Origin of the sequence: Paenibacillus tuaregi (genome assembly GCF_900086655.1) — a bacterium.
GTDB lineage: Bacteria > Bacillota > Bacilli > Paenibacillales > Paenibacillaceae > Fontibacillus > Fontibacillus tuaregi.
Genome location: NZ_LT575476.1, coordinates 5,294,431 through 5,307,429 on the forward strand (window position 1 = coordinate 5,294,431; position 12,999 = coordinate 5,307,429).

Below are 12,999 nucleotides of genomic sequence, written 5' to 3' on the forward strand. Positions count from 1 at the left end.
GGGGGGGGGGGGGGGAGGCTGATCTGTAGATATTTCCATGTAAAGAGCCTTCTTCAGGCGATCCACATGGGGTCCACTGCGGTAGCCGAGCACTCTTTTCTCTCAATGTCCCCTCTGCCGCTAATAGTAGACTCTATTTGAATGCTGCCATTCTCTCGTAGGGCTAGGCAACCAAACCGCCTGAACGCTGAACGCAGTGGAGTTAAAATCCCACCCCAAATATTAGCAAAATATTACAATTATTAAGTATGTCTTACATATATTGTATTATTAGTTGGTTGCATGGTAATCTATGGATATTCCAAATAAGGAGGTTGATAGATTATGAAACTCTCAAAAGGTAAAATGCTGCTAGCTTCGCTATCCCTTAGTCTTTGTATTGTTGGAAGCGGTACCGCACTGGCGGTCGATAACTCCGGTCAGGCTGGGAAATTAACCGCAGCGTCTGTGACTGCCCAGGCAGTCTCCCCAAATAGCTTCTATGCCGGCTTGAACTGGTCTTGGCCGACGGACAGCACAACAATTACCGATGGATTCGGATACACAGGCTCACGCTTCCATAAAGGTGTGGACATCGGGGTGAAGCTGGTCCCTGTTCGTTCTGCCGCTGCCGGTGTCATTATTCAATCAGGTGCCTACTCTGATGGAACCCAGGCGGTAACCATTCGTCATAACACCACTGACCCCGCAACAAATAAGAAGCTCGTTACCCGATACCTTCACCTGAAGGCAAGCAGCCAGGTTTACGCTACCGGTACCCACATTGGCCAGTATGTTCAAATTGCCACTTCGGGCAACACCGGAAATGTGGGATACCATCTGCATTTTGATGTGAATAATCTAGATCTTACTTATCCTGCGGACAACCAAACGATCGATCCTATGCCGTTCTACCCTACAGTACCCCACTTCACAGCTAAGTCGAATGAGTCTGCACAAAAGCAAGAGGCTCATTCTCATGATAACTTAGGCGACTTCTTCGATAATAATGTCATCCATGCCATCGGCAAGGACAAGTTCTACAAGTGGTTCAATGCCACCAAAGTAGAAGACCGTACTCTCGAAAATTTAAAGAAGGAATTCAATCTTACAGACAGCAAAATCAATGAGCTTACTGTAGACAAGGTTAGAGAAGCCGAATTAAAATACTTTGGCGAGGCTACAGAATAAATGATAAAAGAGGCTGTCCCCGGTCATTTCGATTTTGGGACAACCTCTTTAATTTTTATTGTACCCTTAAACTAATCTACTCCGCTATCGTCAGCACAAACCCGTTGTTGTCCAAGATGGCAAATTCCTTCGTGTCATAGAACGTTTTATGTATCGGTGTGATCACTTGGACTTGGTCCTGAATATTCTCAAAGATACGTTCCACGTCATCCACTTTGATGAACAGGGACAAGCCGCCCGTACCGCCTTGATCCCGTAGTACAGGATATTCCTCTTCAAGATTGGTTTTCTCCTGGAACATTAGCTCTGCTCCGCCGTTCTTCACCATACCCCAATTCAGTACGGGCTGGTCATAATCAGGCACGGTTACAACCACTTCAAACCCAAGCACGTCCCTGTAAAATGCTAACGTCTCTTTGACATTATTTACTTTTAAATTTGCAGTTATACTTTGCATGGACCTACCTCCTTCATAATTGTACTTATCATAAAGGAGCCGGGGGCGATTGTATTGGAAAAAGAGGACATTCCCCTGCAATCAATCGGCCCGGGGTTATCCCGTAACGCTTCTTGAATTCATTAATGAGATGCGACTGATCATAATATCCGGTATCCACCGATAAATCAGACCAATTGATATGGCCTCGGCTCATCTTCAGATAATGAAGCACACTTTGAAACCGGATAATGTTCGTATACTCCTTGGCCGTAATCCCCATTAGAGACTTAAACGTCCTGGAGATATGCCTCTCGGATACGGTGTAGTAATCCGCAAGCTCAGCAATCGACACGATGCCCTTTTTCTCCGTGATCAAGTTCAGCAGGGCGCTCCACCTCGAATCAGCCGCGTCCTGTATGAACCAGGTGAGCAATGCTCTCTCTGTGGCTTTAACCTTTTGTTCGGCAGACAATCCCGGGATAGATACCTCCTCCAGAAATGCAGCTCTCTGGCCCCATATTTCTCCTAGCTGCACCATACCGTTAGCCACAAATCCTGCATCCCCTTTCAACAGAACAGGAAGACTATGGGGTAGAAACCGGATTCCCATGAGGTGAACCTCGCCGATCATCGGCACCATATCCGCTTCACTCATCACACCAACAAAGTGAGTTTCTCCTGCTGATAAGTCAAGCAGAATATCCACGCATCCATCTGGCAGAACCCTGTGAGGAACTATCTCCTGTAAGGGAGAGACCGAATCCAAGAACCAATAACATGCCACAAAAACCTGCAGCGGGACAGAAGGAGTGATCTCTCTATAGGAGAGCTGGGGATGGAGCAACCGGGAATCAATAAACTGGATAGGAACATACATTGCATTCATCTCCATCGGGTAAACATATTGGGCTCTGCCTCTATAACCATGTAGATGTCAAACACAAATGACAGCTAGTCGGTCCAAGCTAACCTCACAGTGACCAGAAACGATTGCAGTCCCTTTCAAGTAACTTCTCCATCCTACGTGAAAAGCCCTCTATTCTTCTTGGTTCTATCCCGGAGTTATATTCCTCAAAATTTCACTATAATAGCATCCCCTGTCATAGCGGCTGTTATCGTTAAGAAATCTTCCCGCCCGATCTCGAAATGTCCGAAACGGAACTTATAACCCCAATTGCGGTTCCCGCGTGTAAAGCTTAATTCATGCAACAGACTGGAAATCTTAACCGGGCTGCATGGGACATAGTTGATATCCCGGCGGAAAGGAATAAAGGTCTCCGACATTTGATATTCATAAACTCTGTCATCCACAACCTGACCAATTGCGGTGAACGCTTGGAGTGCCTCGCCTTTCGCCATATCGGTCCGTGGGGAGTAGTAGATCAACCAATCACCGGGACGCATCCGGCGCAGAGGTCCCTGCTTGCCATGGCAGAGCTGGGCGAATCCACCTTGTACCCCCCGCTCCACATGGCTGGCTGATACAACTCCAATCCAGTAACGGGTTTGTTCATTTGTTTCTTTTATCATATAAATAGCCTTCTTTCTTATAGAATGGGGCCGCTCATTTAGTTAAAGCCCCACACAGCTTGCCAACATACTCTGAATATAACAAAACACTACTGACAACCTTGTGTCAGTAGTGTTTTTCAGTTGAGTAAATATAGCCTGCCGTTTGATTGCCGACAGTTAGAATAGCTGAGTTTTGACAAAGTCGGGGCTCATGAATCCAGGCCATTCCTGGAACCACAAAAAAAGGCCATGCGGCTAGGCATGACCTTATTTGGCCCGGTGGACCGTCAAGTTAACCCGGTTGGTCTCACACATAAAGGTGGAGAGATGAACCGGCTCGTCGTTCGCGTCAAAGGCAATTTTTAAAATCCGGAACAAATTCGCCCCGATATCACATTCGAGCAGCTTGGCATAATCCTTGGTCGCCCCAATGACGTCGATGATCTTGTCGTTGCTTACAATCTCCGTATGATATTCCTCCGATAGGATCTTGTAAGTCGATTCGTTCATCGCAATCTTCTTCTCCAGATCAGGGAACCGGGTGAGCGAATAATGGGCAATATCGTAGAAAAGAGGGCGGTCATCCACATACATCAGCCGCTCTAACTCAAGCACAGGGCTGCCTTCTTCAATCTGAAGATGTCCAGCCACCTCCTCCGAGGCCTGGATAACCTCACTTCGGAGAATCCTGGAGTTCGGGATCATGCCGAGCTGATGGCTGAACTCCGAGAATCCGCTTACAGATAACAGCTCATTGTGGAATTTGTTCGAGGCCACAAAGGTGCCTCTGCGGGGAATCCGTGTCAGCGTGCCGTCCCGCACCAATTCCTCAATCGCCTTCCTGATCGTAATTCGACTTACATTATAAGTATCACAGAGCTCCGCCTCGGTTGGGATCTGTTCATCGGGTTTATATCTTCCGTGCTGGATATCATTCTTCAACATTTGCCGGATCTGCATATACAGCGGCTGGGGGGTTGAAGGATTTAAATTCATCGTTAATTCATCCTTATCCATCAATGATTATATACTACGTATTATACATTGATGGCTTACATCAGTCACCATGCCCCGAAATATCCAATGGTCTTGGCAGCTGTGGCCGCACCAAGCTCCAGGCACGCCTCAATGGAAAGCCCTTTCAATCTGCCATAGATGAATCCAGCAATAAATGAATCCCCAGCGCCCATCGTATCCACAACATCAACCTCACCCACGCCGTACGTATAGAACCGCTCCCCGTCATAGGCAAGTGAACCGTTCTCACCTAAGGTGGCAACAGCAATTTGAGCTCCTCTCTGCTTCACCTCGGTCAGAAGTCCCCGGATATAGTCATCGTCCTGGGTATACGAGAAGAATGGATAATCCACATGAGGCGGTAAGGTCTGCACCAAATCATCATTTAACTGGTCCGAGAAATCAAAGGAGGTGATGAGACCCTTTTGCTTAAACTCAGGAAAATATTTATCAGCATGCCCCCATATGCCCGAATGTACAAGCTGATAGTTTCCCGCAAAGTTGATTTCCTCAGGGGTAAGGGAGAAGTGCGCCATAACCCCTTCATCATAATCGCCAAACTTGCGGTCATTATCCACCATCTCGACTTGGGTGACCGCTGTTTTTCCTGTTTTTTTGGATACTCGGGAAGTATCCACGCCTTTATCCTGGATTGCCTGGATCATGATATCCCCATATATGTCAGTACCTACCCAACCTATATAAGCGGCCTCTGCACCTAGTTCGGTCAAATAAACGGCCACATTCACCGGATTGCCTCCCGGATAAGCCTTGCCGCTGGCCTGGTAGACATCCATACAATTATCTCCGACTGTAACAATTCTCATCTTGCTCCCACCTTCCTTGCGGTTAAAAGAGGAGCACTACGAAGTAGTGCTCACGACATCTTAATATTCCATTTGACGATAATATCTTCTAAGCGTTAACGGATGGTTTCTCTCACGCTCCAGGTAGGCGCTGATGCGGCTGAGCACGGACCAGTTGATATTTACAGAGAAATGCTTTCTGAACTCTTCGCTGATGCCTTCCATTTTGAATTCTTTGGTATCAATAATGGTCAGCTTCTTCGTGATTTTCTCGGCAAAACGCTCTACACGGTCCATGAGTGGACGGGTTTCGTCTTCACCTTTCAGCAGAATTACGCTGGTATCTTCAACCACAAGCTCAAGTGTGCCGTGGAAGAATTCTGCTGCATGGATCGATTTGGCGTGAATCCACTGCATCTCTTCCAGAATACACATCGCGTAGGAATAAGTATTCCCCCACAAGTTCCCGGAACCCACCATCATGTGGTAATCCGTATCCTTATGCTCCTTCGCGAAGGCTTCCGCTTTCGGATCGAAGGTCTTAACCGCATCCAGAATCGCACGCGGCAGCAGGGCTACTTCCTTAACGAACTGATCATACTCAGGGAACTCGTTGTTGTTATACATAAAGCGGAATACGACCATGTGCAGCAGCATGAAGAATGTATCAAAAGAATGCTTCTCCGATCCAGTGGTGATGCAATGATCCACAATCTTCGTTAGCGGTGTGTCCGGTTCAGCTACGAGAGCAATTGTAGTTGCGCCGCGTTCCTTACAGAACTCAGCTGCAGCTACAGTCTCTTGAGTGGTTCCGGATACCGAAGTGAAGATACATACGGAATCTTTGCTGAAATGGCGGTTGTTCATCACCATGAACTCAGCGGCGATCTCCGCATGAACGTCAATGGTTGAATTCGACTTCAAAATATATTCATAAGGATACATCATCGCGATTGTGCCGCCTGCACCAATCATAAAGATGTTGCTGTACCCTTTCTTGCAAATCCCGTCCACAATCTCTTCAATCTGTCCTCTAAAAGCAAGGCCCTCTTGTTCCACTAGCTTAAGGAATAACTGTTCATCAAAGTTCAACATGTTCGTTCCCTCCCCATATTGGAGCCAAATTCCAATATGATCCAGTTTTATTTATTATGTTTTGTATTATAATTTAACATTACAATTTAAACAATGCTTTTGACTAGGCAACGATTTGGCTGTCCCCGGACCTTTTGGACCCATATTTCTTCTCCCAATAGTAGTACACGGGCAGGCCTGTGGCGATAACAATTGCGGCGGCAATCATACCTTGAATCGGAGCCCAAGTAAAGGTTCCCCAAGCCAGCCACGCCGCCCCGGCGATCGCCAGAATCGTGGTCACTCTCCACATTGGCATCCGGTAAATCGGGTTGTAATCTTCTCTCTTCCGGCATTTGTAGACAGCGGCAAAGTCCAGGATGTTAATAACCAGCTGAATGAGTGTGAAGTAACCCAGCAATTCGGTTAGATTGCTGAAGAACACAAGAATACAGGCAAATGTAACCTGAGCGAGAATCGAGAAGCTGGGTGTTTCGAATTTCGGATGGACTTTCCCAAAGCGCTGGAAGAACAGTCCGTCCTTCGCCATGGCATACTCCAGGCGCGGCTGAAACATAATACACGAGCTTAAGGAACCCAGAATAACAATGATTGCCGTAACGGCCACAAAGGATGAGGCGATTCCGGATAATCCCGGAATGTACTTCACGGCATCGGATACAGCAGCACTGGAACCCATCAGTTTGTCGAACGGCATCAAGCCGGTGACACATACCGCAAGCAGGGTATACAGACCCAGTACAATCATTACCGAGCTAATTAATGCCTTAGGGAGAACTTTCCCTGGATTTTTGAATTCTCCAGCCATAAAACAAATGGCTGCCATTCCTGTGTACGCCCAGGTCGTAGCGGATACGCCTCCGATCAGACTTGAGCTTCCGGCTCCAGGCGCCGGGGTGTAAGCAAAGTTGTCAAAATTCATGTACATCAGTCCGAGCACAATAACAATCAGGAAAGGAATGATTTTGATAGCGGTAATAATGACCTGAAAGCTTCCGCCACCCTTAACGCTCCGGTAATGGATGGACGTAATGATCAGAATGATTGCCACCCCGAGCAGCTTGCCGGCGAACCCGGCGAAGAACGGGAAGAAGCTGGCCAAGTAGGCTACGATGGCCAAGGCCATAATTGAGATGGACGGTGGATCGAGCGCCCAGAATGTCGCCCACCCGTACAGGAAGGCCAAGGGCCTCCAGCCCGCTTTATTCAAGTATACGTAACCGCTTCCATTTTGCGGGTAAGCCGTTGACAATTCGGCCAGCACCATAACCTGCGGAATTGCGATGATCCCACCAATAATCCAAGCCAGTATGGAAATCGAGGGAAGACCCGCCGCTTTTGCCACATCCCCAGATGAGACAAATATTCCGGAGCCTATCGTAGTTCCAACAGCGATAGCCAGGGCTGACCAGAAACCCAGTTTTCGTGTAAGTGTCCCATTACTCATAGCGAGTTCCTCCAAATCAAGATGATAAGACTTTCAAATCCCATATTTTCCTGATTGATCTCTTAAGTGCTTCATGCAGACTCTGGCATTAACCAGATCCCATAATCTCTAAGGTGCAAGCTCCGTTATAACCGTGGCTTTGAAGGGTCGTTATATTCTCTCCAATTCAGTCCCCCGTCATCTAAAGCAAGATACGCATCAGATGAGCCGTCTCCATCAATCAAATGGAAATGACACAGCTCAGACAGTTTCGTAAAGTATCCTCTGGCTTCACGTATTGCTCATTCCAGCCAGGTTTAATGCTTCACCTCCTCTTGATGAAAGCGTTTTTTTATTTGTTATGTTTTGTATTATAACTACACCTTACAAAAATATCAATCCCTTTTTTTAAATGGTTAAAAATACCTGATATTTGTTCTGAGCTTGCTCCCGAGATCCATGGATGGGTTTTCCCAAGGGGGGGCAAACTAGGTTCGGGACCAGCGCTGATCCAAACAGCTGCGATTCCATACCACGTACAAGGAGGGAAACAACATGTCCGAGAATAACAACAAACAGCAACGTGATCGTGGTGGCAAAAATGATTTCGATACCAGTGAAGCTGTAGGAACCGTGGGCGGTGCCGCAGCAGGCGCTGCCGTAGGTTCAATTCTAGGCCCAGTAGGTACAATAGTGGGTGGAGTTGCCGGAGCTGCACTTGGCAACAAAGCTGGTGAAGGCATGGGCGACAATGATAACCAGTCAGGCCAAAAAGATAAACATGGATCATCTTCGAGCCGGAGATAAACTCCGCGCCATGACAAAGAAGGAGAACAGAGTTCACTGTTCTCCTTCTTTGATTTTGCACCTTTTCTCCATCCAGGGTCTCTAGCATAATAGACTATATAAAATGAACTTTAGAATTAACCGATCTCAGCGAACCTTCATAAGTTCATTTGGTATAGAGAAATGATGTTTGCAGCGTAAGTATCAATCACTTGATAAGGCAGGTAAGGCTATGAAAGTTTCCATCGTAGAGATAAGCCGGGACGAGGATGAAGAAATCCTTATCAGGTGCTATGAGGTAAATGAGGAAGTGCAAGAAATCGTGAATAAGCTGAAGATGGACAATCCGGTTATGCTCGGGTACCTTGGAGAACATGTCCACCGGATTAAGCTTAGCGAGATCTATTACTTTGAAGCGGTAGATGGAAAGGTATTTATTTACTGCAAGGACAGGGTCTTTGAGGTCAAACAGCGGCTTTACGAGCTGGAGGAACTGTCCAACCGGATGAACTTTTTCCGGGCATCCAAATCCACGATTCTGAACATCGCTAAAATTTCATATGTTCATCCTTCCCTAAGCGGCCGGTTCGAGGCGGTGCTCGATAATGGGGAACGAGTGGTCATATCCAGACAGTATGTCCCTAATCTTAAGAATAAACTTGGACTGTAAGAGGGGGAAGCAAAGGTGGCATTATCTAATTTCATCAAAAAACTGGTTCGCGATTTCCTGGTGATCTTCGGGGCAATTATCATCACGATCACGGTGCTGCGGCAAATGTATGCCCCCGGTATAGGCTTTGATTTGAAGTCCATTTATATCATTATGGCATTCGCGCTCGCTGGCGCTTTAATCGGACTTATTATGTATACTCCGCAGGGTATCAGCGAGAGGAGCATGCGGATTAGAATAGCCGTTCATTTCTGCGCGCTGGAGACGATATTAATTACCCTTGCAAGTATCATGGGTATTGTAGATAGTCTACAAAGCTTGGTCATTCTTGCGCTGGAGATTGCTTTTATTTATGTCGTGGTCCATATCCTCTCCTGGGAAAATGACAAACAAACCGCCAAATCGATCAACGAGAAGCTGGAAAGCTTTAAGAAAAATCTCTCCGAATAGTCCGATTTTTGCAACTTACTGGCCTGTAGCTACAGCTTATCGTTATTCTATATACTTCCTTTCTCCATGTTTTATATGATGACTTCATCACTAAGAACAATATGAGAAGAAAGGGAGTCGCCATCATGGGAACGTTATTATTTTTTGCTGCGCTAATCATTGAGATTGCTCTTGCCGCATGGTGCATCATTACAAAACAAAATCATAAAAGATTTAAAAGCTGGCTCAGAGTCTCCGAATTTTTAATCTTTGGTCTGCTTATCCTATCTACGATCATTGTTTGGAGCTTCAGCTGGGTTCTGCCCGCGATTCTGCTGCTAATACTTGCGATATCCGCTGCAGTCTCACTCCTTCGCAAATCGGCTCTTGAACGGAGATACCAAGCCTCCCGGACTGTGGTAAAAACCGTCTTGATGACTTTGGTGCTGACACTCGCTTTTGCACCCGTACTTATCTTCCCACAATATAAATCACCTAGAGTCACGGGGCCGTACGAAGTTGCAACCGCATCCTACACTTATACGGACAAAAAGCGGGTGGACCCCTTCACCCACGCGGGGAACCGGTTCGTCAACGTGGAGTTCTGGTACCCTAAGAACGCTAAGAACGCTAACGGAACCTATCCACTTCTAGTATTCTCACACGGAGCGTTCGGGATAAAGTCCAGCAACAGCTCAACATATACCGAGCTGGCCAGCCACGGTTATGTTGTAGTCTCTATCGACCATCCTTCTCATTCCTTCTATACCGTGTCCGACGATGGGAAAGTGACGCTTGCGGATAAGGGATTCTTGCAGGAATTCCAAAATGCCAACACCGATGGAGTTTATACAAATAAAGAGGTTTATGGATTATTCCAAAAATGGATGAAGCTGCGCGCGGATGATATGAATTTTGTAATCGATACTATACTTGAAAAAACCAGCAGTGACACGGACAGCCTCTATAAGCTGATCAATACAAGTAAAATTGGGGTGTTTGGCCACTCCATGGGCGGCACGGCGAGTATGTGGCTTGGAAGAGAGCGTTCAGATATCAGCGCAGTGGTCAATATTGATGCGCCGATGTTCAGTGAGCTTGTCTACAATAAAGCAGCGGATGACTTCGCGGCAAGCGGCAGACGTTACACCACACCACTTCTCAATATCTATTCCGATGATGTGTGGAAGCAGCTGGGCAGAAACACCATCTATGCGGCCAACCAAGCCGCGGATCAGAACACCGCAGAGATGTATACCGTTCATTTTCAAGGGGCCAAGCATTTAAGTCTTACGGACTTGCCTTTGTTCTCACCATTCCTTGCCAATCAACTTCAACGTGGAAGCGCAGAGATCGATAAGTATTTCTGCATTGAAACGGAGAATGAGCTGATCTTGAAGTTTTTTGACTATAAATTAAAAGGAATAGGCAGCTTCAATCCTCCTAAGGCCTATTAACCGACCGAGCAAGTGACATAGAGCCTCCACTTCCAGAAAAAAGGCTTTGCAGATGGAATCCCTCTGCAAAGCCTTTTTGCGTTCACGAACTGTTAAAATAAATCCCTCTTATGACGTTAGACCATACATGTATGGCCCTAAGTGAATAACCTAACCAAAAGCCCCCACTCTCGTGATTGTTCATCCTTAAACTTCTTCAATGAATCGAGGTTGCCTATGAACGATTCCTACACTAAACGCCAAATCCGCGAAATTACCGGCCGCTACGGCCTGATCCCAGTCCGCTCGGAGCCGGTCTCTTCCTTATACCGAAGGAACGCAGTGTTCAAGGTACACACGCAAAGTGGAACCTATGCGGTTAAACCCTTTCTCCGCCAGCCGTCCCTCGGCTCAAGTGCGGTTCACCAAATAGGAACAACCGCCAAATATGTAAAGCTTCTGGCAGACAGCGGCTTCAGCCACATGCCTAAATGGCTCACCACCCGTTCCGGGAAGCTGTGGACTTTAAGCCATGGCAGACCCTTCTATATGACCACATGGATTTCGGGCAGAGGTATGGAGAAACCTGAGGATTTCGAGCAATTAGGCCGGGCCCTTGCGACGCTCCATCTGACTCCCGGCCTTGGCCTCCGCACGAAAGGTTCTCCCACACTTGAGCAGATTCGGTTATGGCAGGTGAAGGACCAACTCTTCCGAAAACGAATGGCCCAAGCATTACAGCCGGGTGGCCGGAACCGCCGATGGCTCAAGAAATACGGAAAGACCTGTACCCGTCTCTCGGATCGGGCATGGGCTATTTTAAAAAGTCCAGAGCTTGTTGGTCTTCTGAAAAGAGAGTGGAGCCGTCCGGCACTGATCCACAACGATATTACCTCCCCTAACGTCATTATTTCGGGGGAAAATCAGCTTTTTATCATCGATTGGGACCATATCAAAGTGGGTTCAGCTTATGTGGATATCGCCAAAGCTCTTATGAACACTACCCAGTTCAATCCCGATTTCATTCTGGCGCTGTTGAAAGGGTATGAAGAGGTTAACCCCTTAGAGCGGGCTCAGCGCAAATTGATTTATTGCTTATATGGATTGCCCCGGGAGGCTTGGCAGGCTATCCGATCCCCCAAAGGCAAGCGAAGCCAGGAAATGCTGCGCATCCTGGAGCAAACTTGGCCTCTCCGGTTGGATGCCATGAAGCTGCTTGCAGATTGGTCAAATCAATAAAGGGAAGTGAACTAAAGGATGTCCCTCAAGTTACGGGTAGAACAACAATATGGACTAAAAATTAAGGATATCCAGCAAGTCAAAGACGTGTATAAGCTTCGAACTTCGGATATGACCTATTGTTTAAAAGGATACGTCTTCCCCGAGGAAGAAGTCCGATTCATTACCCGGATCTTCACTTTCATGGCAGAGAAGGGGTTTACACGCGGGCAAAAAGTATACCCTACGGTAGAACAGTCCCTCTACATGACTTATGAGGGAAACCTGTACACCTTAACGAATTGGGTTGTTGGACAAAGGCCGATTTTCACAAAAAGAGGGGACTTCAGGAACGGGCTTCGAACCCTGGCCAAATTCCATTCCATGGCTAACGGGTTTCCCATTACGGAAGCTCCCGAGTCAAGAATCCGGTACTGGGGACTGGGCAGCGAAATTTCGGATTATCAGCAACTGCTCAGCCAGTACAAAGAGACCCGGCATTTAGCAAGCCGTTGTGAGGAAGTGGCAAATTTCTTACAGCAGCCTCAGTCTCTGGAAGCCATCCGGACGGAACAAGAAACCTCCGCCTTTATCCATGGTGATTACAATTATCCTAATCTAATTAAAAGCCCTAGGGGGAAGCTGCATTTAATAGACTTCGATAATACTTCCCTTCATACAAGAATGAAAGACTTGTCCCATCTGCTTCACCGAAATTGCGGCTGGAACGGGGTCAGGATGCTTCGCTCGATTGACTATTATCAGAGATACCGCCAATTAAACGCTTCAGATACCCGCCTCTTGTATGCGCTTTTATGTGCTCCTTATCATGTGGTCCGAAATATCCGAATCGGTGGAATTCGTTCTGCCAAGCCGCTTATCGTCACCTCAGCGCAATTTAGCAAATATCAACGTGAGCTCAGGTCCTTGCTGTAAACCGCGCGATTCGGCGATTCTTTATACCGCTGTTCCTGTTTCTCTTTGAACCGGGAAAA

The 12,999-nt window shown here is 47.0% G+C and carries 14 protein-coding genes; 7 read left to right on the forward strand and 7 right to left on the reverse strand.

The window, feature by feature from the left end:
- The first annotated feature begins 324 nt into the window (after positions 1-324).
- Positions 325-1,170, forward strand: coding sequence for a M23 family metallopeptidase (locus BN6628_RS23785; RefSeq protein ID WP_068621219.1), 846 nt, complete (start codon positions 325-327; stop codon positions 1,168-1,170).
- 76 nt (positions 1,171-1,246) lie between these two features.
- On the opposite strand, the gene BN6628_RS23790 is transcribed toward BN6628_RS23785, so the two are convergent.
- From BN6628_RS23790 to BN6628_RS23820, 7 genes are all read right to left on the reverse strand, one after another.
- The gene (locus BN6628_RS23790) at positions 1,247-1,627 is read right to left on the reverse strand and encodes a VOC family protein (RefSeq protein WP_068621221.1); all 381 of its coding nucleotides are present in this window, start codon (positions 1,625-1,627) and stop codon (positions 1,247-1,249) included.
- 28 nt (positions 1,628-1,655) lie between these two features.
- Positions 1,656-2,486, reverse strand: coding sequence for a helix-turn-helix domain-containing protein (locus BN6628_RS23795; protein ID WP_068621223.1), 831 nt, complete (start codon positions 2,484-2,486; stop codon positions 1,656-1,658).
- A 194-nt stretch (positions 2,487-2,680) separates the two neighbouring features.
- Positions 2,681-3,139: an EVE domain-containing protein gene (locus BN6628_RS23800; protein WP_068621225.1), complete on the reverse strand. Its 459-nt coding sequence runs from the start codon at positions 3,137-3,139 to the stop codon at positions 2,681-2,683.
- A gap of 249 nt (positions 3,140-3,388) precedes the next feature.
- Positions 3,389-4,117 carry a GntR family transcriptional regulator gene (locus BN6628_RS23805; RefSeq protein WP_068621228.1) on the reverse strand — a complete coding sequence of 243 codons (729 nt, stop codon included), beginning with the start codon at positions 4,115-4,117 and terminating at the stop codon, positions 3,389-3,391.
- 65 nt (positions 4,118-4,182) lie between these two features.
- The gene (gene frlD / locus BN6628_RS23810) at positions 4,183-4,965 is read right to left on the reverse strand and encodes a fructoselysine 6-kinase (RefSeq protein ID WP_068621230.1); all 783 of its coding nucleotides are present in this window, start codon (positions 4,963-4,965) and stop codon (positions 4,183-4,185) included.
- A gap of 60 nt (positions 4,966-5,025) precedes the next feature.
- Positions 5,026-6,039 carry an SIS domain-containing protein gene (locus BN6628_RS23815; RefSeq protein WP_068621232.1) on the reverse strand — a complete coding sequence of 338 codons (1,014 nt, stop codon included), beginning with the start codon at positions 6,037-6,039 and terminating at the stop codon, positions 5,026-5,028.
- A gap of 103 nt (positions 6,040-6,142) precedes the next feature.
- Positions 6,143-7,486 (reverse strand): amino acid permease, encoded by a 1,344-nt coding sequence (locus BN6628_RS23820; protein ID WP_068621234.1) that lies wholly within the window; start codon positions 7,484-7,486, stop codon positions 6,143-6,145.
- Between the two features lie 534 nt (positions 7,487-8,020).
- Between BN6628_RS23820 and BN6628_RS23825 the strand changes: the two genes are divergently transcribed.
- The 6 genes from BN6628_RS23825 (at position 8,021) to BN6628_RS23850 (ending at position 12,940) form a co-directional block, all read left to right on the forward strand.
- Positions 8,021-8,272 (forward strand): glycine zipper domain-containing protein, encoded by a 252-nt coding sequence (locus BN6628_RS23825; RefSeq protein WP_068621236.1) that lies wholly within the window; start codon positions 8,021-8,023, stop codon positions 8,270-8,272.
- Positions 8,273-8,483: 211 nt separating this feature from the next.
- Entirely contained in the window at positions 8,484-8,921 is a 438-nt protein-coding gene (locus BN6628_RS23830) for a LytTR family DNA-binding domain-containing protein (protein ID WP_068622612.1), read from the forward strand.
- 15 nt (positions 8,922-8,936) lie between these two features.
- Positions 8,937-9,371: a DUF3021 family protein gene (locus tag BN6628_RS23835; protein WP_068621238.1), complete on the forward strand. Its 435-nt coding sequence runs from the start codon at positions 8,937-8,939 to the stop codon at positions 9,369-9,371.
- Between the two features lie 125 nt (positions 9,372-9,496).
- Positions 9,497-10,807, forward strand: a complete 1,311-nt coding sequence (locus tag BN6628_RS23840) for an alpha/beta hydrolase family protein (protein ID WP_068621240.1) — start codon at positions 9,497-9,499, stop codon at positions 10,805-10,807.
- Between the two features lie 216 nt (positions 10,808-11,023).
- Entirely contained in the window at positions 11,024-12,025 is a 1,002-nt protein-coding gene (locus BN6628_RS23845) for a phosphotransferase (protein ID WP_068621242.1), read from the forward strand.
- A gap of 18 nt (positions 12,026-12,043) precedes the next feature.
- The gene (locus BN6628_RS23850; protein WP_068621244.1) at positions 12,044-12,940 is read left to right on the forward strand and encodes a phosphotransferase; all 897 of its coding nucleotides are present in this window, start codon (positions 12,044-12,046) and stop codon (positions 12,938-12,940) included.
- Positions 12,941-12,999 lie beyond the last annotated feature (59 nt).

Bases quoted from the DNA above. Each gene is read 5' to 3' on its own strand.
- BN6628_RS23795 (WP_068621223.1), bottom strand. From the start codon at position 2,486: ATGTATGTTCCTATCCAGTTTATTGATTCCCGGTTGCTCCATCCCCAG.
- BN6628_RS23785 (WP_068621219.1), top strand. From the start codon at position 325: ATGAAACTCTCAAAAGGTAAAATGCTGCTAGCTTCGCTATCCCTTAGT.
- BN6628_RS23790 (WP_068621221.1), bottom strand. From the start codon at position 1,627: ATGCAAAGTATAACTGCAAATTTAAAAGTAAATAATGTCAAAGAGACG.
- frlD (WP_068621230.1), bottom strand. From the start codon at position 4,965: ATGAGAATTGTTACAGTCGGAGATAATTGTATGGATGTCTACCAGGCC.
- BN6628_RS23815 (WP_068621232.1), bottom strand. From the start codon at position 6,039: ATGTTGAACTTTGATGAACAGTTATTCCTTAAGCTAGTGGAACAAGAG.
- BN6628_RS23820 (WP_068621234.1), bottom strand. From the start codon at position 7,486: ATGAGTAATGGGACACTTACACGAAAACTGGGTTTCTGGTCAGCCCTG.
- BN6628_RS23830 (WP_068622612.1), top strand. From the start codon at position 8,484: ATGAAAGTTTCCATCGTAGAGATAAGCCGGGACGAGGATGAAGAAATC.
- BN6628_RS23800 (WP_068621225.1), bottom strand. From the start codon at position 3,139: ATGATAAAAGAAACAAATGAACAAACCCGTTACTGGATTGGAGTTGTA.
- BN6628_RS23825 (WP_068621236.1), top strand. From the start codon at position 8,021: ATGTCCGAGAATAACAACAAACAGCAACGTGATCGTGGTGGCAAAAAT.
- BN6628_RS23845 (WP_068621242.1), top strand. From the start codon at position 11,024: ATGAACGATTCCTACACTAAACGCCAAATCCGCGAAATTACCGGCCGC.
- BN6628_RS23805 (WP_068621228.1), bottom strand. From the start codon at position 4,117: ATGAATTTAAATCCTTCAACCCCCCAGCCGCTGTATATGCAGATCCGG.
- BN6628_RS23840 (WP_068621240.1), top strand. From the start codon at position 9,497: ATGGGAACGTTATTATTTTTTGCTGCGCTAATCATTGAGATTGCTCTT.
- BN6628_RS23850 (WP_068621244.1), top strand. From the start codon at position 12,044: ATGTCCCTCAAGTTACGGGTAGAACAACAATATGGACTAAAAATTAAG.